This window comes from Glaciihabitans sp. UYNi722, from assembly GCF_040549465.1.
Classification (GTDB): domain Bacteria; phylum Actinomycetota; class Actinomycetes; order Actinomycetales; family Microbacteriaceae; genus Lacisediminihabitans.
Map to the genome: position 1 here is coordinate 37,227 of NZ_JBEPTL010000018.1, position 26,569 is coordinate 63,795.

Below are 26,569 nucleotides of genomic sequence, written 5' to 3' on the forward strand. Positions count from 1 at the left end.
ACGACAGCGCAAGCGTGCGAGCGGGCACCTGGCGCGGCAACGGCAGTGCGGCGCAGGTCGCAGTCAGCCGCTCCACCTAGGCTGGGCATATGTCCGTGTGGGATGAACTGACCGGCCAGTCTGAGGCGATCGCGATCTTTCGTGCTGCGGCCGCCGACTCGAGCCTCAGCGACTCGCCCATCGGTGACTCCGCCATGACCCACTCCTGGCTCATCACCGGCCCGCCCGGTTCGGGGCGCTCCAACCTCGCCTACGCGTTCGCCACCGCGCTGCTCAGCCAGGGTGACCCTGACGGCGACGAGGCGACCCGGCGCCAGGTGGCGGCCCGCACGCATCCGGATCTCGCGGTGCTCAGCACCGAAGGGGTCATCATCAAGATGGATGACGTGCGCAAGCTGGTCTCCAGTTCGCAGTTTTCGCCGTCCGTCTCGCGTTACCGCGTGATGGTCATCGAAGACGCGGACCGCATGGCCGAGCGCACCTCCAACGTGCTGCTCAAGGCGCTCGAGGAGCCGCCTCCGCGCACCGTCTGGATCCTCTGCGCCCCCAGTGAAGCCGACCTGCTGCCCACCATCCGTTCCCGCGTGCGCACCGTGCGTCTCAGGGTTCCGGATGTCGCGGAGGTCGCCGATCTCATCGTGCGTCGCGACAGTGTGGACCTCGCCACCGCTACGCGCGCCGCGCGCGAGGCCCAGAGCCATATCGGCATGGCCCATCGGCTCGCCACCAACGAGGAGGCGCGGCGGCGACGTCGGCAGACTCTCGAGATCGCCCTCGGCATTCGGTCCGTCTCCGGGGCGGTCATCGCGGCATCCAGACTGCTCGAACTCGCCGGAGAGGATGCCAAAGCGATTACCGAGGAGCGCGACGCCGAAGAACGCGAGAGCGCCCTGCGATCGCTCGGAATCGAACCGGGCGGCACCGTTCCCCCCGCCCTGCGCGCCCAGCTGAGAGCTCTCGAAGAGGACCAGAAGCGGCGTGCGACGCGAAGCCTGCGCGACGGTATCGACCGGATCATGGTCGACCTGCTCTCTCTCTACCGTGACGTGCTGCTCATGCAGCTCGGGGTCAGCACCGAGCCGATCAACCTCGCCATCCAATCGGAACTGGTCGCTGCCAGCACGACATCCACAGCGGTGATGACGCTCGCCACCATGGACGCGATCGCCACCGCGCGACGCCGCATCGACGGCAACGTCGCCCCCGCACTCGCCCTCGAGGCCATGCTCATTTCCGCCGCACGCCAGGAGGCTCGATGATTACCCGCCGCAGGACAACCCGTATCGCCATCGTGGCTGCCGCGCTGGCGATCATCCTGCCGCTCAGCGGTTGTGTCTCCTCCTTCCCGCCGAAGGCATCGAGCACGACCTCGACACCCACGAAGGAAAAGGTCGCTGCCGACCTCGAGCCGTTCTACAGCCAGGTGCTGAAGTGGAAGAGCTGCGAGAAGGGCGAGTTCCAGTGTGCGACGGCGACGGCGCCGATGGACTGGAAGAACCCAGCGACCAGTTCGATCAAGCTCGCGCTCATTCGCAAGACCACATCCGGCACCGCGAAGGGCTCGCTCCTCGTCAACCCCGGTGGCCCCGGTGGCTCCGGCTATGACTTCGTGAAAGACAGCCTCAGCTACGCCGTCGACTCGAAGCTTCAGCAGAACTACGACATTGTCGGTTTCGACCCCCGCGGCGTCAACAGGTCCTCGGCGGTCAAGTGCTATAAAGATCCGGCGAGCATGGATTCCTACCTCTTCGACATCTCGCCGAACCCGTTCGGCTCTGACGCCTGGATCGCCGACCAGGAGGCCTCGAACGCGAAGTTCGGCCAGGACTGCCTCAAGTACACCGGCAAGCTCCTCGGTTTCGTCGATACCGTGAGTGCTGCCCGCGACCTCGACCTGTTGCGTGCCGTACTCGGTGACAAGAAGCTCAACTATCTCGGCTACTCCTACGGCACGCTGCTCGGCGCCACCTACGCCGACCTCTACCCGAAGAAGACCGGGAAGCTCGTGCTGGATGGCGCGCTCGACCCGTCGACGACGAGTTTCGATGTCAGCGGCACCCAGGCCAAAGGCTTCGAAAGCGCGCTACGCGCCTATATCGCCGACTGCAAGACAGGCAAGAAGTGCCCGTTCACCGGCTCAGTGGATGCCGCGATGAACACGGTGGCCTCACTCCTCGACAGCCTCAACAAGAGCCCAATCCGCGCGACTGACGGTCGCGAACTCGGCAGTTCCGCGATGACCAACGCGATCATCCTTCCCCTCTACAGCAAGTCCAATTGGCCGTATCTCACTGACCTGTTCACGAGCGTGATGAAGGGCGATGCGGACTACGCCTTCCAACTCGCGGACAGCTACTACGGCCGCAACGCCAAAGGCACCTACAACGACAACTCGACCGAGGCGTTCATCGCCATCAACTGCCTCGACTACGAGACGCCCGCGACCTCCGATGCCAGCCTCCAGGCGGATGCCGCCAAGCTGAAGCAGCTCGCACCGGTGCTCGGTCCGCAGCTCTCCTACGACACCTCCTGTGCCCAGTGGCCGTTTAAGTCCACCCGCAATCGCACCACGATCGCGGCGGATGGATCCGCACCAATCGTCGTCGTGGGAACCACAAACGACCCGGCCACCCCGTACGTCTGGGCCGAGAGCCTCTCGAAGCAATTGCAGAACGGCCACCTGGTCACCTTCCATGGCGAAGGACATACGGCCTACAACAAATCGAACTCCTGCGTGAACAATGCCGTCGATAATTTCTTTATCGACGGCAAGGTTCCCGGCAAAGATCCCGATTGCTGACGCCGGCTCTGCCTGGGTAGCTTCCCGTTCGGTGCCCGGTCCGTGCCCGTAGTGCGTTCATCGAGTGCCAAATGAAGGCACTCTCGCGCCCAATCCCCGAGATCTCGGGAGGTGGATCTCCAGAACAGCAGAGATCCCCTTCATTTGGCACGCATCACGATATAATCTCGTAGCCGCTCCATTGTGCAAGTTTGCAGAGTGCGCAAGAATATACCTGTGACCCTGGAACCCAAGACTTTTGGCCTGCGCGAACGCAAACGACTCGCCACGCGCCGCGCGATCCAACTGGCAGCTCTGGACCTCGTCTCCGACAGGGGACTGGACAAGGTCACTGTCGATGAGATCAGCCGCATCGCGGATGTCTCCCCGCGCACCTTCTTCAATTACTTCGCCTCCAAGGAGATCGCCCTCGTCGGGGACGCGCCGGAGTTACCCCCCGAGGAGCTTCTGCTCGGTTACATCAACGCCGGCAGGCAGTCGAGCATCTTCGCCGGTATCGCCGCGTTGTTGGCTCCCGCCACTGACGGCGTGGCTGAGGACCCGGAGCTCATGCAGCGAAGGCGCGAGGTGCTGAAGAAGTACCCGCAGCTGTTCGCGATGCGGATGACCGCCATGCGTCACTTCGAAGACCAGTTGCGCGACGTGGTTGCCCGCCGCCTCACCCTCGACGATCCCGGGATCGCTGCGGATCCGGACGCCCTTGCCAGCAAGGCCACGCTCGTCACCCTGGTGGCCTTCGGCGCCATGCGCCACGCCTGGACCTGCTGGGCCGACACCGACGGCGTGGTCGGTCTCGGCGAGCGGCTCAAAGACTCCTTCGACCAACTCGGCCGCATCCTCACCCCGGTGGATGCCGCGTAGCGCAGCCTTTGCCCCGCGTCCGCTAAGCTTTCTAGCTGTGCCATCCGGGTTCGCCCGGCGCACGCCGCCTTAGCTCAGTCGGTAGAGCATCTCACTCGTAATGAGAAGGTCGTCAGTTCGATTCTGACAGGCGGCTCCATTCGAAGTCCCGCGAATTCAGCGATCCGCACCCGTTGCATCCTGATCTGCGTCTCTCAGCTTTCTCCTCGTCGTTCCCGACATGTCCCCGAGAATCGCGTTGATTCGCGCGATTGCAGCGATATCTGCGTCCTGTCCCATGTAGTGGGCATATGTATCGACGGCGAGCGTCATCGATGAGTGGCCGAGCCAGGCTTGCACTGTCTTGGGGTCGACACCGAGGGTTGCGGCCGTGTGACGTAGGTCTTGCACCCTGCACCCTGCGCCCACGATTGAGAGTCGCCCACTTGACAGCGCGCGTCCACTTCTTGCCGCCTGTCGCGTTCCCGGCTGAGTTTGCGAATATCAGATCTGCGGATCGTTTGCCCTTTTGGGAATGCTATTTGGAACGCCTATAGGTGCATAAGTCGATGAATCGACGTACTCTTATATAAGAGTCGTATTATTCACCTTCAAGAGGGAGGTATCATGGCCGTCACATCCATAGACATCGAACCAGGGCTGCTCCGCGACGTTAAAGAGCTTCTAGGCGCGTCATCCAACAAAGACGCCGTAATCGAGTCCCTGCAGTTCACCGCACGTATGGCACGCCAAGCTCTCGCCGCAGAGCGGATCGCGTCGCGTGAATTCACTGACGATCAGATTAACGCCCCAAAGATCGATTACGCCGAGTAGTGGCTTGGGCAGCGCGCCGCGCGACGACGTCCGGAAGGTAGATCTCCGTAAACATTCGCAATCGAAACCCGAGGTCTGCCGTCACTGGTAAAATAGGGCCTGCTCCGGCTCGCGTACCCGGCCCAGCCTTCCTGATCGACAACAGCGTCCTCCAGAAGCTCTCCCGCAGTCCCTCAATCAAGCTCAGGTTCGACGAGGTCACGCGTCTGTACCCGATTTACACCTGTCCTCCTCAGGTCCTCGAGTATTGCTGGTCCGCTCAGACAAAAGTCGAGTACGCAGAGCTTCGTCTGGACATGGAGCTATACACACCGGCACCGCTGACGCCGACACAGAGCGAGATCCTCGACATTCAGCAAGCACTCTGGGACAACAACGTGATGCGCTCGGCAGGAAACGCTGACGTGACCATTGCCGCCTATGCAATCAAGAACGATCTGACCGTGCTCTGTAGCGATCATGATTTCGAACATATTGCGAAGGTCCTCGGCCCCGGCGTGCTGAAGGTCGAGTACCTGGCTGAGTAGTGCTCACGGCCGCCGTACGCTGGCGAGATAACAACGACTGGGGGCGTAATGGGTCTGTTTGACCGAATGTTCGCAAAAGATCGCGCTGTGACCGCTGAGCCGTCAACGGTCAGGATTGTCACGGTGCCTGTCCCGGAGGCGATCGCTGCGCTCGAGCAGGATGACGGTGGTCGCGTCGCGTTCCTGAGCCCGTACGACGGCATGCTGTTCGACCGCCCGCGGTTGAACGAGATCTTCGAGTTCGAGTACGTGCTGGAGCAGTTCAAGCCGAAACCGCAGCGCAAGTACGGCTTCTTCGCGCATCCGATCCTGATGGGTGATCGGTTAGTCGGCATGCTCGACGCCGAAGTCGATCGGGAGCGGGACGTGTTGAAAGTCACCGCGGTACACGAGTTTCTGCCGTTCGATGCGGAGGAAGATGAGATGGTGCGTACCGAGATCGCCGCCCTTGCCATGTGGTTGGGCATCGTCCTCGACGCGTGGTGAGGCTGAAGCAACCGTCGCAGCAACAGGTCAGAACAGCTTCTCGGCTTTCCGCAGCTCCGGTTCCTCGAGTTCGAGGAGTGTCTGTTTGCGCTCAAGGCCGCCCGCATAGCCGGTGAGCTTGCCATCCTTGCCGACCACCCGGTGGCAGGGCACGATGATGCTGATCGGGTTATGGCCTACGGCCTGGCCGACCAGTTGGGCGACGTTCCTGTCACCCAGTCGCGCGGCGATTTCGCCATAGGTCGTGGTCTCGCCGAAGGGTATCTCGTTAAGGATGGTCCAGACCTGCTGTTGGAATGGGTTGCCGTTCAGCGCGATCGGCAGGTCGAACGAGGTGCGCTCGCCGCTCAGGTATTCCTTCAGCTGCAGCCATGATCGTTCGAGGAGCGGATCATCGCGCGCATCCACTTTCTCGCCGATGCTGCCCTCGGGCGGCAGGTACCAGTGGCGGGGAAAGTAGAGACCGACGATCGCGTCGTCCGCAGCGACAACGGTGAGGTCGCCCAGGGTGGTGTCGAGGATCGCGTGGCGCGTGTACATGAGGTGAAAACCTTCCTGAGGCGATATTCGCTGTCACCATGAAGGCGCGCAAGTCACGCGGATTGTGAGGTCCTGAATCCGCTAGTCAGGAGAGAAATCGGGCCAGCACCGCGGCATGATTGATCTCCGGATTTTTCGCTCCGTAGAGCAGCGTGACCGTCGGGTGCGTCAGGGAGATATCCCGGAGTTCGTCCACGGCGGAGTTCTCGTCGAGTTCGGCGGCATAGCGGGCGGAGAACTCGGCGAAGCGGTCGGTTCGGTGGTCGAACCAGATACGCAGATCAGCGCTCGGCGCGACATCCTTCAACCACCGGTCGAGCGCAGCACGCTCCTTGGACACGCCTCTCGGCCACAGGCGGTCGACGAGCACGCGGTATCCGTCGGCAGGAGATACCTCGTCGTAGATACGCTTGGTGAGAAACGACATGCGTCCATCGTCGCACTCGGCGGCCTCAGCATGCGTCGGGTGAAGTCGGCATGCAGCCGGACTGATCGGTAGCGCAGCTCCGGGTGGTCCCGAACTCGAGCTTTCACTAGCGTGGTAACTCCACCACAGGAGGCACGCTCATGGATCGCACGCTGGAACCGTCGAGGCCGGAAGACGAGGGGCTGTCGTCCGAGGGGCTCGCTCGAATCGATGCCGCGATTCAGGGATACATCGACGAGGGCAGGCTGGCGGGTGCCGTCACTCTCGTGGCCAGGCACGGTCGCAGGGTGCACAGAAGTGTGATGGGACTCGACGACATCGCCAGCCGCAAACCACTCGCGCTCGACACGATCTTTCGCATCTTCTCGATGACCAAGCCGGTCACCGGTGTGGCCATGATGATCCTGCACGATCGAGGCCTCTGGAAACCCGAGGACCCGATCGCGAAATTCCTTCCGGAGCTCGAAGGAGCGAAGGTTCTTATCGGGCTGGATGCTGACGGCGCTCCGACGGTGGCAGACGCGCATCATGCGCCAACGATGTCCGAACTCATGACCCACACCGCAGGGTTCAGCTACGGTACCGATCCGCAGAGCGCGATCGACAGGCTGTACGGCGCGGCGCAGGTCAACCAATCCGGCAACCTGAGGGAACTGGTCCAGCGCATCGCCACGGTGCCGCTTGCCTACCAACCGGGAACGGAATGGCTCTACAGCCTGTCGGTCGACATCCAGGGTGCCATCATCGAGCGGCTGACGGGGATGACGCTGCCGGAGTTCTTCGATGAACAGATCTTCGCGCCGCTGGGGATGACCGACACCGCGTTCTTCACCCCGCCGGAGAAGGTCGCCCGCAGGGCCACCCTCTACTCCAGTGGTGAGGGTGCCCCGCTGACGGTCCTCGACAATCCGCTGCTCCCCGATTTTGACGCGGTTCCCTCGATGGCGTCAGGAGGGGCGGGTCTCCTGTCGACGATCGGCGACTACGCGCGCTTCGCCCAGATGCTGCTTAACGGGGGCGAGTTCGACGGTGCACGCGTCGTGAGCGCGGAAGGCCTGAAACTCCAGATGGCCAACCACGTCTCCGACGACATCCTGAACGGCGGATTCGGCGTAGGCAACCAGCGCATCCGGCCGGGATTCGGGTTCGGCTTCGACGGCGCCGTTTTCACCGATCCGTTGTTGGCCGGCGTGCCGGTGGGCGTCGGGACCTACCAGTGGGACGGCGCCGCCGGAACCTGGTTCTGGGTCGATCCGGAGAACGACCTGCTCTTTGTCGGTCTCGTGCAGCTGCTGTCCGCGGCCGCGCCGCCGTTTCAACTAAGGACCCAGCAGCTCATGGCCGACGCGATCAGCTGAGGGTGTGTCGACTGGCTATTGTGCGCGAACGCTCCTGTCGGGCGGCTCGAGAGCCGTCAGGCCGTCAGCGCGCCGAGTAGACCATGAATTGTCCGCAGGTGGGGCACCGAAACCGCATGACGCTCGGCTGCCGAGAGGATCGCGCCGGTCAGGAAACGGTACTCGAGCGGGCGTCCGTTGCGGCGATCGAGCTGCATGGAGGTGGATCCGTCACGGGGGAGGCGGTCGAGGTGGGCCAGGAGAGTAGAGGCGGCGTCCTGCGACATCCGCACTCCCTCGGCTTCTGCGACTGTCACTCCCTCACTGAGCAGGGCCTGTACCACCGGGCGCAGGGCCGGGTCGGCGGTGACCTCCATCGTACGATCGGTCAGCGTCGTGAGCGGATTGAGGGCCACGTTCATGATCAGTTTCGACCAGGCTTCTGCCGCGAAGTCCTCGGTGAGGCGCACCGGAACCGTCTCGCCGACCAGCGTGGCGAAGCTCTGTGCCAGCGCCGTGTTGGGGAGCGCGATGCCGATCGCATCGCGGCAGACCACCAGGTCGCGGCCGGTCTTCTCTGCGACGAGATAGACGATCCCGGGAACGATGCGATCCTCCGGCACCCAGCGGGCAATGCGTTCCGCGTGACCGATACCGTTCTGCAGGATGACGACGCAGGTTTCATCGCCGATGAGTGGGTCGAGCCATTCGCCGAGAGCCGCGGTGTCCTGCGCCTTCGTCGCGATCACGACCCAGTCCACGGGGTCGAGCCCGGATGCCGTGCTCGCGATGGCGGCATCCACGACGCGGCGCTCGCCGTCGATCTGCAGGCTCATCGGCTCCGCGCGGTTCCTGCGGCACAGTATGACCTCGGCGCTCACGGCGAGGGCGTCTGCCATCACCGTGCCGATGGCCCCGGCACCCACGATTGCGATCGACGGACGGACGTCTCGTGGCGCGTGACAATGGACACTCATGTCACTAGAATCGGCCATCATCGAGCAGGTGCGCAAATCGTTAGAATTACTTGCGCACAGTGCTCAATTTAGCGAATTGCACAGGGAATGGATGATGCACCATGGCAGGTCTCGATTCGACCGACGCTCGCATCCTTCTCGCACTCGACGATGAGCCGGAGGCGACCACCCTCGCGCTATCGCAGCGACTAGGACTGGCACGCAACACCATCCACTCACGCCTGACCAGGCTGGCCGAACGCGGACTGATGGGCAAACCGAGCCGACGCGTGGATGCGGTGTCGTTGGGTTACAGCCTGCTGGCCTTCATGACGCTCTCGACGACGCAGAGTGCGCCGTCATCCGTGACTGAAGGTCTCGAACGCATTCCCGAGGTGCTCGAAGTGCACGCGATCACCGGCGATGGCGACCTGCTCGCGCGCGTCGTCGCGATCGACGCAGCCGACCTCTATCGCATCACCACCGAGATCCTGACCATCGAAGGGGTCGCGCGAGCGAGTACCACTCTCGCCATGGTCGAGGTCGTTCCGAGCCGGATGGCCCCCCTGCTCGAGAGGCACTCCCTGCCGCGGGAACGGTAGCGCTTGGGGGACAAAACGCCGCTTCCACCCCCTCTTCGAGGGGAATGTAGCGAGGCGAAACGCCCCCATTCCGGGGGTGGTTTGAGGGCCAGAGTCCCGTATTTGCTTGTGAGTGCTCTCGGCCAGGCATAGCGTTGTGCCAGGACAGCTCAAGTGGGGTACGTGTCCGACCAGTATTCGGGGGAATCTGCAATGAAGCGTTTCGCGCTGTTGACGGTGGTCATCACCGCAGTGCTGACACTCGTGCTCCCCTTCGTCGGTGGCAGCGGGCCGGGTCTCGACAGCACGACAGCTGCGGCATCCAATCGCACTGCGCCGATCTTCGCGACCACTCCCATCCCCCCACGGCAGACGAGCGGTTCCACGCTCTCGGCCTTCGCCGGACGAAACGCGGTTCTCGCGAGTTCGCAGAAGAAGGTCGGCCCGAACCTCAGCGTGGACACCGAGCACATGGCGCAGAAACCGGTTCCGGTTCCGATTGTCATCGTTCCGCCGACGACGTCGAAGGGCGGCTCGGCGAAGGTCGCGGCCGCACAGGGCACCGCGCAGCGTCGTGCCGCAGCAGCGGCCGCCGGGTCCTCATGCCCGACCGGCGGAGGCGGCGGCGGAAGCGCGCCGGGTCGCACCTCGCCTGGTGGAGTCGGTGGCACGACCACCGCCGATATCCAGGGCTTCTCCGCCAAGTTCAACGCCATCCGGATCGCCAATTGTCTGCAGCCGATCCCTTCCGGAAACTTCCGCTACGACGGTTGCATGGAACAGCGGCTGTTCTGGATCGCGGAAGACCCGAGTACCGACCCGTCGAGCGCCTGGGGACACATGGGCTCGGTTCGCAGCGACGGGCTTCCGAGCGTCGGCTGCGACGGAAACCTGGCTGGCGGATCCGGTAACAGCGGCGCAACCGTCGCCCAGAAGTGGTGGGACTCATTGGCCCACCGGGCCTCGCTGTACCGGCCGACGGTCACCGGAAGCACCGCAGGCGTCTGCATCTACTTCGCCATGACTCACGGTGGCATCCCGAACGAATCGGCGAGCTTCACCCGGGCCGCGGCACGCTGGGGCGGCTGCTGATCCGGTGTTAGGTTTCTCCAGGCGGATGCTGCGATAGCGCCGCCGAGAGGGAGACATGTCGGGAAACATTCGCTGGGGCATCCTCGGCACCGGTGGGATCGCACACGCGCAGGCCGCAGACCTGGTCGGTAATGGCTTCACGGTCACGGCCGTCGGGTCGCGTGACCAGCAGTCGGCGGATTCCTTCGCGGCCGAGTTCGATATTCCGAATGCCCACGGCAGCTATGAGGCCCTTGTCACGGACCCGGATGTCGATGTGATCTACGTCTCGACGCCGCATCCGTTCCACGCCTCAGGTGCCATGCTGGCGCTTCGCGGCGGCAAGCACGTGCTGGTCGAGAAGCCGTTCACCCTCAACGCCGCCGAAGCGCGCGAGGTGGTGGGCGTCGCATCGGCGAACAAGCTCGTGGTGCTGGAGGCGATGTGGACCCGGTTCCTTCCGCACATGCTCCGCATCCGCGAGATCATCGCCGCCGGCACGCTCGGCGATGTGCGCACCCTCATCGCCGACCACAACCAGCACCTACCGAAAGATCCAGAGCATCGCATCAACAACCCGGCCCTCGGCGGTGGCGCACTGCTCGACCTCGGCATCTACCCGGTGTCTTTCGCCTACGACCTGTTCGGTGTGCCGACCTCGGTGAATGCCGTTTCAAGCTTCATCGAGACCGGCGTCGACCGTCAGGACGCGATCGTCTTCGGCTATGGCGATGGCCAGCAGGCCGTGCTCCACACCGCCCTCGACACCTTGGGGCCGAACACGGCGGTCATCATCGGCACGGAGGGGCGCATCGAGATCGACTCGGTCTGGTACATGCCGACCTCCTTCACCGTCTTCGACAGCGAGAACACGGTGGTCGAGCGTTTCGAGCAGCCGGTGCGCACGCGAGGGATGCAGTTCCAGGCTTGGGAGGTGGAACGACTCGTTGCTGCCGGCCTCACCGAGGGCACGATCCTGCCTCCCTCGGAGTCGCTGCAGATCATGGAGACGCTGGACGAGATTCGCCGCCAGATCGGTCTGAAATACCCGCAGGAATAGCGATCGAGGGCCGCACAGTGTCGCCGGTTATCATGGATCGGTGACCGACCCCCGAGATCCAGAGGCGACCGAGCCGCAAAACCCGACCCCGACAGGGCCGACGGACCAACCGCAGACCCGTCGCGAGGCGCGTGAGGCCGCCCAGGTGCAGGATGCCGAGGCCACCCAGCTTCTGCCTGGCATTACTCCCATGGCGGGGCCGACCGGGTCGGCCTCCGATGCCACTCCCGCCGCCGAACCCACCGAACTGCTGCCGGGGATCGCAGCCGTCGGACCCGAGGCCCAGGCGCCGCCTGCCGGCGCGACCGAGCTGATCTCGCGGCCTGTTCCCGTGGCCACATCGCCCGCCGATCGCAAGGGCGTCTTCGCCGCCATCTCGCAGCATCCGAAAGCCTGGCTGATCGCAGCCGCCGCCGTGGTGTTCGTGCTCCTCGGCACGGGATCGGTCTTCGCCGGCGTCGCTGCAGGGTCATCCGCGTCGGCGTCGCCCAATAAGGTCGTGGGGCCATCACCGACCCCCAAGTCGACCACGCCGCCGCCCCGCCCGGTGCCGGCAGCTCTTGCGGATCCGACCCACCTGCGCACCTGCTCCATCGCCGCCAAGGCGACCGATCCGAACCTCCTCACCTTCCAGGGCAGCGTGATCAACGCCACGACCGGCGAGGTGCTCTTCGACCGCAATGGTGCGACACCGTCACGCACGGCGAGCGTGCTCAAGACGCTCACGTCGGCTGCGGCACTCGCGGTGCTCGGTCCGGACTACCAGCTCTCCACGAAGGTGGTGGCCGGTGCAGAGCCCGGCAGCATCGTTCTCGTCGGCGGCGGGGATCCCACCCTGAGTGCGGGCGGCGGCAGCGTCTATAAGGGCGCGCCGACGATGACCGATCTGGCCGCGAAGGTGAAGAGCAGCTTGGTCGGCGCGGAGGTGACGAAAGTCATACTGGACTCGTCGTATTGGGATCCTGCCGACAACTGGGACCCGAGCTGGGAACGCAGCGAACAGACCCAGGGTTACCAGCCAGAGGTCACCGCGTTGATGGTGGACGGTAGCCGCGCGAACGCGCGCGCCCAGGACAGTCCGCGCAGCAACGACCCGATTGGTGATGCAGGCAAGGCCTTCATCTCGGCGATGGGGCTTGGCGACGTTAAGGTCGAAACGGGGGTCGCTCCAGCCGGAGCGACCCCGCTCGGCGAGGTCAAATCCCAGCCCGTCAAAACCCTCATCGGCCAGATGCTGCCGGTCTCCGACAACACGCTCGGCGAGATGCTGGCCAGGGTCACCTCGAAGGTGGCTGGCGACAACGGCTCGTCCGCCTCACTGGCGAAGGTCATCCCGAACGCCCTCGTGTCTTACGGACTGAAGCCGACAGGCGTCGTCATCCGCGATGGCTCAGGGCTCAGCAACAACAATGCCGTGCCTGCCACCTTCGTCGCACAGCTGATGGCCAAGGTTGCCGGCGGCGGCCAGAACCTCAACATCATCCTGGATGCGCTGCCGGTCGCCGGTAAGACGGGAACGCTGGCCAGCCGGTTCACCGGAGCCAATGCGGTCGCCCGCGGTGCGATCAGCGCGAAGACCGGATGGATCAAGACCGAGTACGCGCTCGCCGGTGTCATTCACGCCTCCGACGGCACGCTGCTCTCCTTCGCGTTCTACGCGCTCGGAGCGATCAACAGCAGAACCCAGCCGGCGCTCGACACGATCACCGCCGGAGCATTCAGCTGCGGAAACAACCTGTCGAACAACTGATCGGCAGGCCCTCCTCGTTCGGTTTCAATCGCGTCTCCGCGATGTTTCCAGTGCCAAATGAAGGCATCGCGGACGGGGCGGTCCCGACTTTCCGGGGCCGAGGATCGGCTGCACCCCCGCGAGGCCTTCATTTGGCACTCGCGCATTTGGCACTCGCGGCGAGCGGATCGAAATCTAGACTGGGTGGATGACCCGCGCGCTCTTCATCATCGATGTGCAGAACGACTTCACCGAGGGCGGTGCGCTCGGAGTGGAGGGCGGCAACGCGGTGGCCGCAGGGATCTCACGGTATCTGTCGCAGCATCCGGAACGCTACGACGAGGTGTTCGCCTCACGCGACTGGCATGACGGTGACAACGACAACGGCGGGCACTTCGCCACGACCGAGCCGCCGGACTTCGTGAGCACCTGGCCGGTGCACTGCGTCGCCGGCACCCATGGTGCAGAGTTCCATCCCGACCTCGAGACCTCCGACGTGACCGTCGAGGTGCACAAGGGCCAGGGGAAGCCGGCGTACTCGATTTTCGAGGGTACAACGGATGACGGCGCATCCGTCCCAGAAAAACTGGACGAACTCGGCGTCGACGAGATCGACGTCGTCGGCATCGCAACGGACTACTGCGTTCTGGCCTCGGCGCTGGACGCGCTCGGCACCGGACGCAGGGTGCGGGTCTTCGACGACCTCGTCGCCGGCGTCGCAGCCGAGACAAGCGAGGCGGCGCTCGAGGACCTCACCGCCGCGGGCGTGACGGTCACCCACTCCTGATCGCCGTCCGCGATCGAAACTAGACTCGACCACATGACTGCTGCGCAAGAATCCGAACTGCTGGCACAGGTGCCCGACCTGCTCTTCATCGGCGGGGACTGGGTCGATTCGACCTCTGGTCGCGCCATCGAGGTGCACGACCCATCCACCGGTCTCGTAATCAAAACGATCGCGGACGCCTCGGTCGCGGATGGCGCACGGGCCGTCGACGCGGCCGTCGCTGCTCAGGACGGCTGGGCGTCGACTGCACCGCGGGTGCGCGGGGAGATCCTGCGCGGAGCCTTCGATCTGCTGCAGAAACGTGCCGACGAGTTCGCCATGCTGATGACTCTCGAGATGGGTAAGCCGCTCGCAGAGGCCCGTGGTGAGGTCGCTTACGGTGGAGAATTCCTCCGCTGGTTCAGCGAGGAGGCCGTGCGGATCGGAGGTCACTACGGGGTCAACCCGGAGGGCACCGGACGCATGATCGTGACCCATCTGCCGGTGGGGCCGTCATTCCTCATCACGCCATGGAACTTCCCGCTCGCGATGGCCACCCGCAAGATCGCCCCCGCCATCGCTGCGGGATGCACCGCCATCGTCAAGCCGGCGGAGCTCACCCCACTCACGACGCTCTATTTCGCGAAACTGCTGGAAGAGTCAGGGCTGCCGAAGGGCGTGCTCAACGTCGTCACGACCTCCACCTCCGGCGAGGTTTCCGCGCCGATCATCGCCGACCCACGCCTGCGCAAGCTGAGCTTCACCGGCTCGACACCGGTGGGCGTGCGACTGCTCAAACAGGCGGCAGACAATGTGCTGCGCACCTCGATGGAGCTCGGCGGCAACGCTCCGTTCCTGGTTTTCGAGGATGCCGACCTGGAGAAGGCGGTGGATGGCGCGATGCTCGCCAAGTTCCGCAACGTCGGCCAGGCCTGCACGGCGGCCAACCGTTTCATCGTGCACGAATCGATCGCCGAAGATTTTGCGGCGCGAGTGACCGCGCGGGTCACACAGTTCACCATCGGTCGGGGCACGGAGGAGGGCGTCGGAATCGGTCCGCTCATCAACGAGGACGCCGTCAGCAAGGCAGACACGCTGGTGCGCGACGCCGTCGCGAGGGGCGCCCGCGTCCTCACCGGAGGTTCCGCGGTCGAGGGCATCGGAACCTTCTACGAGCCGACGGTGATCACCGAGGTGCAGGCCGGCAGCGACATCCTGCGTGAGGAGATCTTCGGTCCTGTGCTCTCGATCGTCACCTTCACCGATGAGGCGGATGCCGTGGCGAAGGCCAACGACACAGAGTACGGCCTGGTGAGCTACGTCTTCACCCGCGACCTCGCCCGCGGCCAGCGACTGGTCGAGAGCCTGCAGACCGGCATGATGGGCCTGAACGTCGGCGTGGTGTCGAACGCTGCGGCGCCCTTCGGCGGGGTGAAGCAGTCAGGACTCGGCCGTGAGGGCGGGGCTGAGGGCATCGGCGAATACCTCGAGACGAAATACGTGCTCACGCCGGATCCCTTCGTGTGACAGCGATGTCTGAACGCGCTCCGAAAACGCAGGACATCGGGCGGTTATGCCGTACTTCTGCGCCGCAACTCCGCGAAACAATCCGGATCTCCTGCGTTTTCGGAGGGAACAGATGAGCGTCATCGAGATCGCGGACCTGACCGATCCGCGCCTTGCCGACTACTCGCACCAGACGGATGTCGCGCTGCGCAAAGCGCGCGGCACCGAGCACGGCCTGTACATCGCCGAGTCGGCGCTCGTGCTCGAACGTGCCCTCCGCGCCGGGCACGTTCCGCGTTCCGTGCTGGCTCTCGGCAACACGGTGGATAATGCGCGAACCCTGGTCGGCGACGAAGTACCGATCTTCTCCGGCCCTGGCGAGTTGCTCGAGGAGTTGACCGGGTACATCCTGCATCGCGGACTCATCGCCGCGATGCACCGCCCGGCGCTGCCGGCGCCGGAGGAGTTGCTGAGAGATGCCCGGCGCGTGGTGATCCTCGAAAATGTGGCGGATCCGACAAACGTCGGCGCGATCTTCCGCTCGGTGGGGGCGATCGGCGCGGATGCGGTACTCGTCACCCCGCGCTGCTCCGACCCGTTCTACCGGCGCGCGATCCGGGTGTCGATGGGCACGGTGCTGCAGGTGCCGTGGACGCGGCTCGGCGACTGGACGTCGACCAGGGAACTGCTCACGGCATCCGGGTTCCACATCGCGGCGATGGCGCTGACCCCCGATGCCGTGAGCCTGCGCGACTTCGCAGCACCGGAGAAGCTCGCACTCGTGCTCGGCGCAGAGGGCGAAGGTCTTACGGATGAAGCGCTCGAGGCGGCCGACACCATCCTGCAGATCCCGATGGCGCACGGCATCGATTCACTCAACGTCGCAGCCGCGAGTGCCGTGGCGATGTGGGCGCTGGCCTGAGCCCTAATAGCCGAGCGATCGCTGTGCTGCGCGGTACTGCTCGCGGATTATCGGCTCCTCTGCCTCCGCGAACACCTCGCTCTCCGCCAGCGCCCACTGTGGGAGCGTGCCGGAGTGGACCCAGGCGGCCTGGCGGGCAGCGCCGACGGCGACGTACTCCGCGGCCTGGGGAACGGTGACCGGAATGCCGAAGATTTGGGGCGCGATGTGCTGCACGGCGGCGTTCTTCGCTCCTCCGCCGATCATGAGGACGCGGTTCACCGACAGGCCCTGCGCGGTGATGGAGTCAAGGCCGTCGGCGAGACCGCACAGCATTCCCTCGATCATTGCCCGGGCGATGTTCGAGGGGGTGGTGTTGGCGAGAGTCAACCCGTGCATCGACGCGCTGGCGTTCGGCAGGTTCGGTGTGCGTTCCCCCTCGAGGTAGGGCAGCATGACGACGCCGGATGCTCCGGGTAGGGCGGTGAGGGCGAGGGTAGCAACGTCGTCGTGATCACCACCGAGCAGGCTGGTGGCCGCGGTAATGACCCGTGCGGCGTTGAGGGTGGCGACAAGTGGCAGGAACAGCCCTGAGGCGTCCGCGAAACTGGCGACGGTTCCCGTCGGGTCGGCAATGGGCCGGTCGGCGACCACGAAGACCGTCCCCGACGTTCCGATCGAGATGACGGCATCGCCGCTGGCTGCGCCGAGGCCCAGCGCCGCGCCCGCATTGTCACCGGCGCCTGGCCCGACGAGTATCCCGGATGGAATGCCAGGCACGGTGTCGGCCGTCGTGCCGGCTGCCTCGTCCGGGGGTAGCACGCGTGGCACGATCACCGTGCGCCCCAGCGATCTCTCGAGCAGGTCCGGGCGGTAGGCGTTGTCGAATGGCGACCAGTAGCCGGTGCCGCTGGCATCCGAACGATCGGTGACCAGCGCTGTGAGATCCGGGTTCGCGGGCCCGAAACCCAGCAGCCGCCAGGTGAGGTAGTCGTGGGGGAGAGCCACCGCGACTGTGCGTGCCGCATTCTGCGTTTCGTTGTCGCGCAGCCAGCGCAGCTTGGTGGCGGTGAAGGAGGCGACGGGGACGTTGCCCGTGGTGGTCGCCCAGAATTCCGCACCCAGTTCGGCGACGAGGTCACTCGCCGCCTCCGCGGATCGCGTGTCGTTCCAGAGCAGTGCTGGTCGCACGATCGCGCCGTGCTGGTCGAGACACACCATGCCGTGCTGCTGTCCGGCGATGGATAGCGCGACCACGTCGTCGAGTCCTCCGGCATCCGCGATGGCCGCGAGAAGGGCGTTCCACCAGAGCTCCGGGTCGACGGAGGTTCCGTCGGGGTGGCTCGCCCGCCCACTGCGCAGCAACAATCCGGTGTCCGAATCGACCACAACCACCTTGCAGCTCTGCGTGGATGAATCAATCCCGGCGACCAGTGTCACTTCTTCTCCTCCGCGGTGGTGTGGGCGCTGTCAGTGGCAAGAATAGCGGCGGCAAGTGCGCTATCGAGCACCAGGCAGGTGACGATCCCGGCCTTCGCCGCCGCCAGCACCGCCTCCAGTCGTCCCACACCCCTGGCGACCGCGATCACCTCGGATGCTCCGACCAACTGCTCGATGCGAACCCCGATTGTGCGCTCGTCGAGGCCGGTGTGCACGGCTTGTCCGTCGACCCCGAGTAGCCTGCCCGAGATCTCGGCGACCGCACCCGCGGCGGACCCTGCGTCGCGATCCGCGGGTGACACCTTCTCCCATACGGAGGATTCTCCCGGCTTCCAGGCCCCGATCGCGACCACCGCGAGATCGAGATGGTCGGCACGAGCGAGGGCTTCGGCAATCTCCGACTGGCGCATCAGGTCGAGCGCTGTCGACTTCTCGTCGACCACGAGAGGGGCGGAGATCGGATAGGTGTGGATGCCGGGGCTCTCGCCGAGCTGTGCGATGACCCTGGGCAGGAATCCCGCACCGTTGACCTGTAGCGCGCCGGCCAGCTGCACGATGTCGCACGGCGGAAGGTCGGGAAGGAAACGCACAGCGAGATCGAGGGCACGGGACCAGGAGATGCCAATCGTCATGCGTGGACGGGCCATCTCCTTGAGGATGTCCATCACCGCCCGGCCGAGCTGTTCCGCGTTCTCCGGACGGTCTTCCTCGACCAACTCCACGACACGGACTCTCGCGATGCCCAGCAGGTCTGACAGCTGCTCGTCGAGCCCGAAGATGCGATTGCGCGGGTCCCTGATGGTGATGGAGACGACTCCGGACTCCAGAGCGTCATCCAGCATTTTGGCCACCTGGAAGCGGCTCAGTACGAAATCCGCAGCGATCTCTACCTTGGAGCGCCGGTGGAGATAGTAGGCACGAGCAACATCGGCGAGCCGGATCTGCATCGCCCTGTCGAGTTCAGGTCGCGGCCTGGAGTCACCACTCGCTTGCGCATCCTTGGACATGCTTCCATTGTCTCTCATTGAGCGCTCATTTGAGCGCGGTTGCTCTTCTGAGTCGGGCGGCCTATGCTCTTCACATCTGAGATTGATCTCTCAAATGAGCAAACAAGGGATGCAATGGTGCACGATCTTCACTCGAACCTTCCGGGGATACGACACGCTTTCGCGTTCTCCCCGCAGTCCCTCGGCTCCAGCGCGACTCGGCGCCCGTCGGCTTTCCCCGCGAACGACCATGCACCACTACACGCAGTACAGACAGTTGGAGGAATGAGTGATGAAGCACGGTAAAGCAAAGACGCTTGTGACGGCGGCCTCGATCGGCGTCGTCGCAGCGCTCGCATTGACCGGATGTGGAGGCGCCGGAGGCTCCACGTCGGGTTCGGGCGGCGGGGACGTGGTCAATGTCCTGATGGTGAACAACCCGCAGATGGTGGACCTACAGAAGCTCACCGCCGACAACTTCACCAAGAAGACCGGTATCAAGGTCAACTACACGGTGCTGCCGGAGAACGATGTCCGCGCCAAGATCAGCCAGGAGTTCTCCAGCCAGGCCGGCCAGTACGACGTGGCGACGATCAGCAACTACGAGGTGCCGTCCTACGCCAAGAACGGTTGGCTGTCGCCGCTTGACGATACGGTCGCGAAAAGCAAGGACTTCGACCAGTCCGACATCCTGCCGGCGATGACGCAGGCGCTCACCGCCGAGGACGGCAAGCTCTACGCCGAGCCCTTCTACGGTGAATCCTCCTTCCTGATGTTCCGCAAGGACGTCTTCGAGAAGGCTGGCGTCACCATGCCGGAGAAGCCGACCTGGCAGGAGGTCGCGGATCTCGCGGCCAAGGTCGACGGCGTCGAGCCCGGCATGAAGGGCATCTGCCTGCGTGGACAGCCGGGCTGGGGCCAGATCTTCGCACCGCTCACCACCGTGGTGAACACCTTCGGTGGCACCTGGTTCGAGAAGAACTGGAAGCCCGGCGTCGACTCGGCCAAGTTCGAAGAGGCCGTCAACTTCTATGTCGACCTCATCAACGCTCACGGCGAGAACGGTGCGCCGCAGGCCGGATTTACCGAGTGCCTGAATAACCTGCAGCAGGGCAAGGTGGCGATGTGGTATGACGCGACCTCGGCCGCAGGTTCGCTCGAGGCATCCGACTCGCCCGTCGCGGGCAAGATCGGCTATGTCGCGGCGCCGGTGAAGGAGACCAAGAGCTCCGGATGGCTGTACACCTGGGCGTTCGCGATCGAGAAGGCGGGGAAGCACCAGGACGCCGCGGCCAAGTTCATCGCATGGGCATCCAGCAAAAAATATGAGGAGACCGTCGGCAAGGATCTCGGCTGGTCGCGGGTGCCGGCAGGCAAGCGTGCCTCCACCTATGAGAACACCGAATACCAGAAGTCGGCGAGCGCGTTCTATCAGCAGACCGTCGACGCAATCAAGAGCGTCGACCCGGCCAACCCCGGCGTGCAGGCTCGCCCGGCTCCCGGCATCCAGTTTGTCGCGATCCCCGAATTCGCCGACATGGCGACTCAGGTGTCCCAGGATGTCAGCTCCGCTATCGCCGGCAAGGAATCGGTAGCGGATGCGCTGAAGAAGGGCCAGGTCCTCGCCCAGAAGGTCTCGGACAAGTACACGAAGTAACAGCACGTGCAGGTGGCGGCGGAGTGCGCTTCGCCGCCACCCTCATCCGATGGAGCCAGGATTCATATGACTGCAGTAGTCGAACAGAAACGGGTCGGCAGCAGCCGTCCGGCACCGCGACGGCGCGGCAAGGCGTTGGAACGGGCGACCGGATGGGCGCGAAGGGCTCCGTTGTTGCCCGCGCTGATCTTTCTCGTCCTGGTGACCCAGCTGCCCTTCGTTGCCACCATCATCATCTCTTTCATCAACTGGAACTCTCTTTACCCCAACGACATTGCGTTCGGCTGGCTCGACAACTACATCAACGTCTTCACCGACACGAACATGCGCAACTCAGTGCTTACGACGATCATCCTGACCGTCGTTGTGGTGGTGGTCAGCGCGGTTCTCGGGTTGCTCATCGCGCTGCTGCTCGATCGCAAGTTCTGGGGTCGCGGCTTTGTGCGCACCATCCTGATCGCGCCATTCCTCGTGGTGCCGGTGGCGGCGGCACTCCTCTGGAAGCATGCCCTGTTCAATCCTGAGTACGGTCTCTTCAATGGTGCTCTGAACTGGGTGTTCGGCCTTTTTGGTGCCGCGGCGCCCCAGCCCGACTGGATCACTGACCAGCCGCTGGTCGCCGTCGAGGCGGCACTCATCTGGCAGTGGACGCCGTTCATGATGCTGATCCTGCTGGCCGGGCTACAGAGTCGCCCGCTCGACGTGATCGAGGCGGCGCGGGTCGACGGTGCGACATCCTGGCAGATCTTCCGCTACATGACCCTGCCTCATTTGCGCCGTTACATCGAGCTGGCGGCGCTGCTCGGGTCCATCTACATTGTGCAGAATTTCGATGCCGTCTTCACGATCACCTCGGGTGGTCTCGGCACTGCGAACCTGCCGTACACGATCTACCAGCAGTTCTTCCAGGCCCACGACTACGGGGCAGCCTCCGCGGCCGGCGTCGTGGTCGTCATCGGATCGATCCTGATTGCGACCTTCGCGTTGCGTTCCGTCTCAACCCTTCTCAAGGAGGAAAACCGATGACCGCGACAGCGACCATTACGCAGACCCGACGTTCGATCGCGCGGGCCAAGATGGCGCGCGAGCGCCCACCACGCACTAAGCGCGGAATGCTGCTCGGCCTCCTGGCCTGGATCGTCGGACTGCTCTTCGTCTCGCCGGTGCTCTGGATGGTGCTGACCTCGTTGCACAGCGAGACCTCGGCTGCTACGAACCCGCCGTCTCTGTTCGCGCCTCTCACCCTCGATGCCTACGCGAACTTCTTCGGGGCGAACAGCGGTGCGAGCCCGTGGCCGGCGTTGATCAACTCGGCAATGGCGAGCGTGTTCTCCACTGCAGTCGTGCTCGTGTTGTCGCTTCCCGCCGCCTATGCGCTATCGATTAGGCCCATCCGCAAGTGGTCCGACGTGATGTTTTTCTTCCTCTCGACCAAGATGCTGCCAATGGTGGCTGGCCTGTTGCCGATCTACCTGATCGCGAAGGCCACGGGGTTGCTCGACAGTGTGATCTTGCTAGTAATCCTCTATACCTCGATGAACCTGCCGATCGCGGTCTGGATGATGCGGTCATTCCTCTCGGAGATACCCGTGGAGATCCTCGAAGCGGCCTCCATCGACGGGGCCAACCTCTTCACGATCTTCCGCAGGGTCATCATTCCGATCTCGGGGCCCGGCATCGCCGCGACCTCACTCATCTGTTTCATCTTCAGCTGGAACGAGTTGCTCTTCGCAAGTGTGCTCACGAGCACCCAGGCGATCACGGCCCCGGTGTTCCTCACCAGCTTCGTGACCAGCCAGGGGCTGTTTCTGGCGAAGGTCTGCGCGGCGGCTGTCGCCGTGTCGTTCCCCGTGCTGGTCGCCGGTTTCGCGGCCCAGGACAAGCTGGTGCAGGGACTCTCGCTCGGCGCGGTGAAGTGATCGCGCAGATGGAATCATCGTTTAGCAATAAGGAGGCAACACCGTGACTGACCACATCAGTACCGCGACAAACACCAACCCGGTCGTGCTCAACAACGAGACTCTCGCGGGCATCGGTGAGCGCGGCGTGGTGACAGTACCGAGCTACGATCGCTCGACGCTCACCGCCGGTATCGTGCACTTCGGCGTCGGCGGGTTCCACCGCGCGCACCAGGCGATGGTCGTCGACGACCTGCTCAGTGCGGGGGAGGCCAGTGACTGGGCGATCTGCGGCGTGGGCGTACTCGAGCAGGACCGCCGGATGAAGGAGGTCATGGATGCGCAGGACGGCCTCTACACCCTGGTGCTCAAGCATCCGGACGGGCACCGCGAAGCTCGAGTGATCGGCAGCATCATCGAGTACCTGCTGGCTGTGGACGATCCGGATGTTGTGGTCGAGAAGATGGCGTCGCCCGACATCCGCATCGTCTCGCTCACCATCACCGAGGGCGGCTATAACTTCGACCAGGTGACGGGCGAGTTCGATGCGAGCAACCCCGATGTGCGGCACGACCTGCAGCCAGGCGCGCAGCCGAAGACGGTCTTCGGCCTCGTGGCGGCCGCGTTGCAGCGACGCAGGGAACGCGGCCTTGAGCCGTTCACGGTGATGTCCTGCGACAACATCCAGGGCAACGGCCAGGTCGCGAGAAAGATGTTCACCGCCTTCGCTCGCCTCATCGACCCGGAACTCGCCGACTGGATGAACGCAAACGTGCATTTTCCGAACTCCATGGTCGACCGCATCACTCCGGTGACCTCGGACGCGGACCGTGCCGAGGTGCGCGACACTCTCGGTATCGACGATGCATGGCCCGTCGTCGCCGAGCCGTTCTTCCAGTGGGTACTCGAGGACGACTTCGGCCTCGGTCGCCCGCCCTACCAGGATGCCCAGGTGCAGGTGGTGAGCGACGTCGAGCCCTACGAGTTGATGAAGCTCCGTCTGCTCAATGCCAGCCACCAGGGGCTGTGCTATTTCGGCTATCTCAGCGGTTATCGCTATGCACACGAAGCCTGCGCCGATCCCGCGATCACCACATTCCTTCTCGCGTATATGAAAGAGGAGGCCACTCCGACGCTTCTTCCGGTACCGGGAATCGACCTGGACGGTTACCAGCACACGTTGATCGAGCGGTTTTCCAACGCGGAGGTGCGCGATACTCTCGCGCGACTCTGCGCGGAGTCGAGCGACCGCATCCCGAAGTGGCTGCTTCCCGTGGTGCGAGCACAGCTCGAGTCGGGCGGTGAGATCGCGCGGTCCGCGGCCATCGTGGCCAGCTGGGCGCGCTATGCGGAGGGGACCGACGAGAGCGGTGAGGCGATCACCGTGGTCGACAGGCTGGCTGATGAGCTGGTTCCGCTTGCCCGGTCACAACGGCAGCATCCGACGGCCTTCATCGAAAATACGAAACTGTTCGGTGACCTCGCGAACAATGAACGTTTCGTCACGGCCTATCTCGAGGCTCTCAACTCGCTGTTCGAGAAGGGCGCCCACGCGACGGTCACCCACTACAGCGAGGTCTAGTCCCTCTCGTCGAGCGGTGCCGTTGGCAGGTGGGTGCTGATGCCGATGCGATTCCAGATGGCGATGGTGCCGATCGCGAGGATGAGATCGGCCACCTGCTTCTCGCTGAACACCGTGTGAGCGCGCTCCCAGAGTTGGTCGCTTACCCCGCCCGCGATGTTGGTGATCGCGTCGGTCAGCTCGAGGGCCATGCGCTCGCGTTCGTCGAAGAAGCTCGACTCACGCCAGGTCGTGACAGTGAAGATCTTGCGCACCGGCATGCCACCGGCCTGCAGATCAACGGAGTGTTCGTGCACGCAGTAGTTGCAGCCGTTGATCAGCGAGGCCCTGAGATAGACGAGGTCCTTGATCGGTTCCTCGATATTCGCACCGATGTACGAGTCGAGGGCAATGAGCTTGCGGTAGCCATCGGGGATGACGGTGTTGAGGCTGGTGCGTTCGGTCATTGCGGTCTCCTTGGTTGGGTGCTGTGTCCGATTGTGACGCGCGTCGTGGCTGAGCTCAGCCGGGCTGAGCGGTACCCAGTTGCCATGCTGAACGGGGCAGGCCTGCAGATCCTCACAGTAGTCCCGGCCGGGGAGGTCGGGCAGTTGCCCGATATCCTCGGCGGCACCGTCGACTAGTTAGACCAGGAGCTGATGCTTCGCGAGGTCTTTGTACAGCGGCGTGCTCTTCACGAGCTCGGAGTGGGTGCCCGTTCCGACCACGCGACCGTGATCCAGCACGATGATCTGATCGGAATCCACCACCGTCGACAGCCGGTGCGCTATCACTATCAGTGTGCGATTCTCCGCCACGGCGTCGATGGCCTCGCGCAACAGCTGCTCGTTCAGTCCGTCGAGGGATGACGTCGACTCGTCGAGCAGCAGGATGGGCGGTGCGGCGAGCAGCGTGCGCGCGATCGCGAGACGCTGGCGTTCGCCACCGGAGAGCATGATCCCGTCCTCGCCGACCGGCGCGGCGAGACCCAACTCGTTACGCTCGAGCACCTCGGTGAGGTTCACATCGTGCAGCACCTGGATGCACTGCTCGTCAGTCGCCTCCGGCGCACCGAGCGTGAGGTTGTCGCGCAGCGATCCGGCGAGCACGGGCGCGTCCTGCTCGACGTAACCGATCTGGGCGCGCAGGTCGTGACGATCGAGCCCACGGATGTCGACACCGCCGATTCGCACGACGCCGTCACGTGGGTCGTAGAAACGCTCGATCAACGCGAGGATCGTGCTCTTGCCCGCGCCGCTCGGCCCCACGAGCGCGGTGCGTTGCCCCCGCGGCACCTCGAAAGAGACACCGTGCAGCACTGTCAGGTCGCGCTGGGCGGGTCCTTGTGCGGCTTCGACAGGCTCAGCCAGCGTGGGCTCAGCCATCGCGGTGCCGGGGTAGGTGAACTGCACGTTCTCGAAGCTGATCGCGGCATCCGTCGTCACCGGCGCTGCCGGCTCGATGGAGGCATCGAACTCGCTCTCGCTCGGCAGGGAGATGATCTCCTGGATGCGTCCGAGCGCACCGAGCGCCTGGTTGACGGAGTTGATCGCCCCGAAGGCCTGGCCGAGCGGCATGATCATCATGAACAGGAAGAGGATGAACGCCACGAGGCTCGAGATGGTGATGGCGCCGCTCGCGACCCGGAAGCCCCCGACGCCGAGCACCACGAGGAAAGAGACCTGCAATGCGATGCCGGCGATGGGAACGACCAGCGCAGAGATCTTCGCCACGCTGATCCCCATCGCCCACGCGCCTTCTGCGTCTTTCTCAACGGCGGCAATCTCTCGTTCCGTGGCGTTGGATGCCCGTACCGTGCGCACTGCGCTGATGGCGCGTTCCACGGCGGCTGCCAGGTCGCCGACCTTCTCCTGCTGTTTGCGGCTGGCGACTCGCACGCGACCGGACAGCGAGACCACGGTCACAACCGAGACCGCGATGACGAGCACGGTGAGTCCGAGTAGCAGCGGGTCGATGATCAACATGGCGATGAGTGCTCCGACGAAGACGAGTGCGCCGCCGACAGCGTCGACGAGTCCCTGCGTGATCACCGCGTAGAGCAGCGTGGTGTCCGAGCCGACGCGGGAGACGAGGTCACCGGTGCGACGGGTGTCGAATTCGCTAATCGGGAGCCGCAGCATCCGGCGAACCAGCTGACGGCGGGCGGAGAGCACGACGCTGGTGCCGGTGCGCTGCAGCAGGTAGTGCTGGAACCCGCTGAGCAATCCCGACACGACGACGAGCGCCACCAGCAGCCAGACCAGGCTTCCGAGCATGTGGCCCTTCTGCACGACCGAGATCACCTGGCTCACCAATAGCGGCTGGGCGAGGGAAGCGCCGGCACTGAGGATGCTCAGCGCGATGACCACGCCGAGGATCTTCTTGTGCTCGTAGAGGTATGGCAGCAGCTGGCTGAACCTGGCCTTTGGCCCGTCGTCCTGCTTGCCGCGTCCGAAGGGCGAACGGGATCGCGGTGCCTGCGTCGTGGTGCTCATGATTCCTTAGTCTTTCTCTGCGCCCGGGAGTGTTCATACTCCGGGCGGCGTATTTGTGCCTAGCGGCGTCCGTACTTCTTGTGGACGGCCTGCCGTGAGACGCCGAGCGCGTTCGCGATCATCTGCCAACCCATGCCAACCCATGCCGAGATTGCGCGCCCTGCGCACGAG

Annotated in this window: 27 protein-coding genes and 1 tRNA gene; 20 read left to right on the forward strand and 8 right to left on the reverse strand. The window is 64.4% G+C overall.

The window, feature by feature from the left end; all coding sequences use genetic code 11:
- Positions 1 to 89 precede the first annotated feature (89 nt).
- The 4 genes from ABIB56_RS13240 to ABIB56_RS13255 all read left to right on the forward strand — a co-directional run bounded on the left by ABIB56_RS13240 (position 90) and on the right by ABIB56_RS13255 (position 3,800).
- On the forward strand, positions 90 to 1,259 hold the full coding sequence (locus tag ABIB56_RS13240) for a DNA polymerase III subunit delta' (RefSeq protein ID WP_354569687.1): 1,170 nt from the start codon (positions 90 to 92) through the stop codon (positions 1,257 to 1,259).
- Complete coding sequence (locus ABIB56_RS13245; RefSeq protein ID WP_354569688.1) at positions 1,256 to 2,800, forward strand: alpha/beta hydrolase; 1,545 nt, start codon at positions 1,256 to 1,258, stop codon at positions 2,798 to 2,800. Before ABIB56_RS13240 ends, ABIB56_RS13245 begins: the two co-directional genes overlap by 4 nt.
- Before the next feature lie 216 nt (positions 2,801 to 3,016).
- Entirely contained in the window at positions 3,017 to 3,661 is a 645-nt protein-coding gene (locus tag ABIB56_RS13250; protein ID WP_354569689.1) for a TetR/AcrR family transcriptional regulator, read from the forward strand.
- Between the two features lie 63 nt (positions 3,662 to 3,724).
- Positions 3,725 to 3,800: transfer RNA gene (locus ABIB56_RS13255), tRNA-Thr, on the forward strand.
- Positions 3,801 to 3,817: 17 nt separating this feature from the next.
- Here ABIB56_RS13255 and ABIB56_RS13260 read toward each other — a convergent pair.
- Positions 3,818 to 4,051, reverse strand: coding sequence for a site-specific integrase (locus ABIB56_RS13260; protein WP_354569690.1), 234 nt, complete (start codon positions 4,049 to 4,051; stop codon positions 3,818 to 3,820).
- Positions 4,052 to 4,267: 216 nt separating this feature from the next.
- On the opposite strand from ABIB56_RS13260, the gene ABIB56_RS13265 reads away from it, so the two are divergent.
- The 3 genes from ABIB56_RS13265 (at position 4,268) to ABIB56_RS13275 (ending at position 5,487) form a co-directional block, all read left to right on the forward strand.
- The gene (locus ABIB56_RS13265; protein ID WP_354569691.1) at positions 4,268 to 4,474 is read left to right on the forward strand and encodes a hypothetical protein; all 207 of its coding nucleotides are present in this window, start codon (positions 4,268 to 4,270) and stop codon (positions 4,472 to 4,474) included.
- Positions 4,475 to 4,608: 134 nt separating this feature from the next.
- Positions 4,609 to 5,001, forward strand: coding sequence for a PIN domain-containing protein (locus ABIB56_RS13270; RefSeq protein WP_502917603.1), 393 nt, complete (start codon positions 4,609 to 4,611; stop codon positions 4,999 to 5,001).
- An 87-nt stretch (positions 5,002 to 5,088) separates the two neighbouring features.
- Positions 5,089 to 5,487, forward strand: a complete 399-nt coding sequence (locus ABIB56_RS13275) for a DNA glycosylase AlkZ-like family protein (RefSeq protein WP_354569692.1) — start codon at positions 5,089 to 5,091, stop codon at positions 5,485 to 5,487.
- A gap of 27 nt (positions 5,488 to 5,514) precedes the next feature.
- Here ABIB56_RS13275 and ABIB56_RS13280 read toward each other — a convergent pair whose 3' ends face one another.
- Positions 5,515 to 6,027 carry a methylated-DNA--[protein]-cysteine S-methyltransferase gene (locus ABIB56_RS13280; protein ID WP_354569693.1) on the reverse strand — a complete coding sequence of 171 codons (513 nt, stop codon included), beginning with the start codon at positions 6,025 to 6,027 and terminating at the stop codon, positions 5,515 to 5,517.
- 85 nt (positions 6,028 to 6,112) lie between these two features.
- Positions 6,113 to 6,454, reverse strand: a complete 342-nt coding sequence (locus ABIB56_RS13285; RefSeq protein ID WP_354569694.1) for a DUF488 domain-containing protein — start codon at positions 6,452 to 6,454, stop codon at positions 6,113 to 6,115.
- Positions 6,455 to 6,594: 140 nt separating this feature from the next.
- Between ABIB56_RS13285 and ABIB56_RS13290 the strand changes: the two genes are divergently transcribed.
- A complete protein-coding gene (locus ABIB56_RS13290; RefSeq protein WP_354569695.1) occupies positions 6,595 to 7,812 on the forward strand; it encodes a serine hydrolase domain-containing protein in 1,218 nt (405 codons plus the stop codon).
- Between the two features lie 56 nt (positions 7,813 to 7,868).
- On the opposite strand, the gene ABIB56_RS13295 is transcribed toward ABIB56_RS13290, so the two are convergent.
- Positions 7,869 to 8,768, reverse strand: a complete 900-nt coding sequence (locus tag ABIB56_RS13295; protein ID WP_354569696.1) for a ketopantoate reductase family protein — start codon at positions 8,766 to 8,768, stop codon at positions 7,869 to 7,871.
- Positions 8,769 to 8,869: 101 nt separating this feature from the next.
- Here ABIB56_RS13295 and ABIB56_RS13300 point away from each other — a divergent pair, with 101 nt between their 5' ends.
- The 7 genes from ABIB56_RS13300 (at position 8,870) to ABIB56_RS13330 (ending at position 16,382) form a co-directional block, all read left to right on the forward strand.
- Positions 8,870 to 9,349 carry an Lrp/AsnC family transcriptional regulator gene (locus ABIB56_RS13300; RefSeq protein WP_354569697.1) on the forward strand — a complete coding sequence of 160 codons (480 nt, stop codon included), beginning with the start codon at positions 8,870 to 8,872 and terminating at the stop codon, positions 9,347 to 9,349.
- A gap of 192 nt (positions 9,350 to 9,541) precedes the next feature.
- Complete coding sequence (locus ABIB56_RS13305; RefSeq protein WP_354569698.1) at positions 9,542 to 10,420, forward strand: hypothetical protein; 879 nt, start codon at positions 9,542 to 9,544, stop codon at positions 10,418 to 10,420.
- Between the two features lie 55 nt (positions 10,421 to 10,475).
- Positions 10,476 to 11,459, forward strand: a complete 984-nt coding sequence (locus ABIB56_RS13310) for a Gfo/Idh/MocA family protein (RefSeq protein WP_354569699.1) — start codon at positions 10,476 to 10,478, stop codon at positions 11,457 to 11,459.
- Positions 11,460 to 11,499: 40 nt separating this feature from the next.
- The gene (locus tag ABIB56_RS13315) at positions 11,500 to 13,209 is read left to right on the forward strand and encodes a D-alanyl-D-alanine carboxypeptidase/D-alanyl-D-alanine-endopeptidase (protein ID WP_354569700.1); all 1,710 of its coding nucleotides are present in this window, start codon (positions 11,500 to 11,502) and stop codon (positions 13,207 to 13,209) included.
- A 187-nt stretch (positions 13,210 to 13,396) separates the two neighbouring features.
- Entirely contained in the window at positions 13,397 to 13,975 is a 579-nt protein-coding gene (locus tag ABIB56_RS13320; RefSeq protein ID WP_354569701.1) for an isochorismatase family protein, read from the forward strand.
- A 33-nt stretch (positions 13,976 to 14,008) separates the two neighbouring features.
- Positions 14,009 to 15,481 (forward strand): NAD-dependent succinate-semialdehyde dehydrogenase, encoded by a 1,473-nt coding sequence (locus ABIB56_RS13325; RefSeq protein WP_354569702.1) that lies wholly within the window; start codon positions 14,009 to 14,011, stop codon positions 15,479 to 15,481.
- A gap of 112 nt (positions 15,482 to 15,593) precedes the next feature.
- Complete coding sequence (locus ABIB56_RS13330; RefSeq protein WP_354569703.1) at positions 15,594 to 16,382, forward strand: TrmH family RNA methyltransferase; 789 nt, start codon at positions 15,594 to 15,596, stop codon at positions 16,380 to 16,382.
- 3 nt (positions 16,383 to 16,385) lie between these two features.
- Here ABIB56_RS13330 and xylB read toward each other — a convergent pair whose 3' ends face one another.
- Positions 16,386 to 17,801 (reverse strand): xylulokinase, encoded by a 1,416-nt coding sequence (gene xylB, locus ABIB56_RS13335; protein WP_354569704.1) that lies wholly within the window; start codon positions 17,799 to 17,801, stop codon positions 16,386 to 16,388.
- Entirely contained in the window at positions 17,798 to 18,808 is a 1,011-nt protein-coding gene (locus tag ABIB56_RS13340; protein ID WP_354569705.1) for a sugar-binding transcriptional regulator, read from the reverse strand. The genes xylB and ABIB56_RS13340 overlap by 4 nt, the downstream gene beginning before the upstream one ends.
- A 271-nt stretch (positions 18,809 to 19,079) precedes the next feature.
- Between ABIB56_RS13340 and ABIB56_RS13345 the strand changes: the two genes are divergently transcribed.
- The 4 genes from ABIB56_RS13345 (at position 19,080) to ABIB56_RS13360 (ending at position 23,924) form a co-directional block, all read left to right on the forward strand.
- The gene (locus ABIB56_RS13345) at positions 19,080 to 20,444 is read left to right on the forward strand and encodes an ABC transporter substrate-binding protein (RefSeq protein WP_354569706.1); all 1,365 of its coding nucleotides are present in this window, start codon (positions 19,080 to 19,082) and stop codon (positions 20,442 to 20,444) included.
- A gap of 66 nt (positions 20,445 to 20,510) precedes the next feature.
- The gene (locus ABIB56_RS13350) at positions 20,511 to 21,470 is read left to right on the forward strand and encodes a carbohydrate ABC transporter permease (RefSeq protein ID WP_354569707.1); all 960 of its coding nucleotides are present in this window, start codon (positions 20,511 to 20,513) and stop codon (positions 21,468 to 21,470) included.
- Complete coding sequence (locus ABIB56_RS13355; protein WP_502917601.1) at positions 21,467 to 22,363, forward strand: carbohydrate ABC transporter permease; 897 nt, start codon at positions 21,467 to 21,469, stop codon at positions 22,361 to 22,363. Before ABIB56_RS13350 ends, ABIB56_RS13355 begins: the two co-directional genes overlap by 4 nt.
- Before the next feature lie 43 nt (positions 22,364 to 22,406).
- The gene (locus tag ABIB56_RS13360; RefSeq protein WP_502917602.1) at positions 22,407 to 23,924 is read left to right on the forward strand and encodes a mannitol dehydrogenase family protein; all 1,518 of its coding nucleotides are present in this window, start codon (positions 22,407 to 22,409) and stop codon (positions 23,922 to 23,924) included.
- On the opposite strand, the gene ABIB56_RS13365 is transcribed toward ABIB56_RS13360, so the two are convergent.
- Positions 23,921 to 24,370 (reverse strand): carboxymuconolactone decarboxylase family protein, encoded by a 450-nt coding sequence (locus ABIB56_RS13365; protein ID WP_354569708.1) that lies wholly within the window; start codon positions 24,368 to 24,370, stop codon positions 23,921 to 23,923. The genes ABIB56_RS13360 and ABIB56_RS13365 overlap by 4 nt on opposite strands.
- A 45-nt stretch (positions 24,371 to 24,415) precedes the next feature.
- Between ABIB56_RS13365 and ABIB56_RS13370 the strand changes: the two genes are divergently transcribed.
- Positions 24,416 to 24,547, forward strand: a complete 132-nt coding sequence (locus tag ABIB56_RS13370; protein ID WP_354569709.1) for a hypothetical protein — start codon at positions 24,416 to 24,418, stop codon at positions 24,545 to 24,547.
- Here ABIB56_RS13370 and ABIB56_RS13375 read toward each other — a convergent pair whose 3' ends face one another.
- Positions 24,548 to 26,398, reverse strand: coding sequence for an ABC transporter ATP-binding protein (locus tag ABIB56_RS13375; RefSeq protein WP_354569710.1), 1,851 nt, complete (start codon positions 26,396 to 26,398; stop codon positions 24,548 to 24,550).
- Between the last annotated feature and the right edge of the window lie 171 nt (positions 26,399 to 26,569).

Bases quoted from the DNA above. Each gene is read 5' to 3' on its own strand.
- ABIB56_RS13240 (WP_354569687.1), top strand. From the start codon at position 90: ATGTCCGTGTGGGATGAACTGACCGGCCAGTCTGAGGCGATCGCGATC.
- ABIB56_RS13245 (WP_354569688.1), top strand. From the start codon at position 1,256: ATGATTACCCGCCGCAGGACAACCCGTATCGCCATCGTGGCTGCCGCG.
- ABIB56_RS13265 (WP_354569691.1), top strand. From the start codon at position 4,268: ATGGCCGTCACATCCATAGACATCGAACCAGGGCTGCTCCGCGACGTT.
- ABIB56_RS13280 (WP_354569693.1), bottom strand. From the start codon at position 6,027: ATGTACACGCGCCACGCGATCCTCGACACCACCCTGGGCGACCTCACC.
- ABIB56_RS13285 (WP_354569694.1), bottom strand. From the start codon at position 6,454: ATGTCGTTTCTCACCAAGCGTATCTACGACGAGGTATCTCCTGCCGAC.
- ABIB56_RS13290 (WP_354569695.1), top strand. From the start codon at position 6,595: ATGGATCGCACGCTGGAACCGTCGAGGCCGGAAGACGAGGGGCTGTCG.
- ABIB56_RS13295 (WP_354569696.1), bottom strand. From the start codon at position 8,768: ATGAGTGTCCATTGTCACGCGCCACGAGACGTCCGTCCGTCGATCGCA.
- ABIB56_RS13300 (WP_354569697.1), top strand. From the start codon at position 8,870: ATGGCAGGTCTCGATTCGACCGACGCTCGCATCCTTCTCGCACTCGAC.
- ABIB56_RS13305 (WP_354569698.1), top strand. From the start codon at position 9,542: ATGAAGCGTTTCGCGCTGTTGACGGTGGTCATCACCGCAGTGCTGACA.
- ABIB56_RS13310 (WP_354569699.1), top strand. From the start codon at position 10,476: ATGTCGGGAAACATTCGCTGGGGCATCCTCGGCACCGGTGGGATCGCA.
- ABIB56_RS13320 (WP_354569701.1), top strand. From the start codon at position 13,397: ATGACCCGCGCGCTCTTCATCATCGATGTGCAGAACGACTTCACCGAG.
- ABIB56_RS13325 (WP_354569702.1), top strand. From the start codon at position 14,009: ATGACTGCTGCGCAAGAATCCGAACTGCTGGCACAGGTGCCCGACCTG.
- ABIB56_RS13330 (WP_354569703.1), top strand. From the start codon at position 15,594: ATGAGCGTCATCGAGATCGCGGACCTGACCGATCCGCGCCTTGCCGAC.
- ABIB56_RS13340 (WP_354569705.1), bottom strand. From the start codon at position 18,808: ATGTCCAAGGATGCGCAAGCGAGTGGTGACTCCAGGCCGCGACCTGAA.
- ABIB56_RS13345 (WP_354569706.1), top strand. From the start codon at position 19,080: ATGAAGCACGGTAAAGCAAAGACGCTTGTGACGGCGGCCTCGATCGGC.
- ABIB56_RS13350 (WP_354569707.1), top strand. From the start codon at position 20,511: ATGACTGCAGTAGTCGAACAGAAACGGGTCGGCAGCAGCCGTCCGGCA.
- ABIB56_RS13355 (WP_502917601.1), top strand. From the start codon at position 21,467: ATGACCGCGACAGCGACCATTACGCAGACCCGACGTTCGATCGCGCGG.
- ABIB56_RS13365 (WP_354569708.1), bottom strand. From the start codon at position 24,370: ATGACCGAACGCACCAGCCTCAACACCGTCATCCCCGATGGCTACCGC.
- ABIB56_RS13375 (WP_354569710.1), bottom strand. From the start codon at position 26,398: ATGAGCACCACGACGCAGGCACCGCGATCCCGTTCGCCCTTCGGACGC.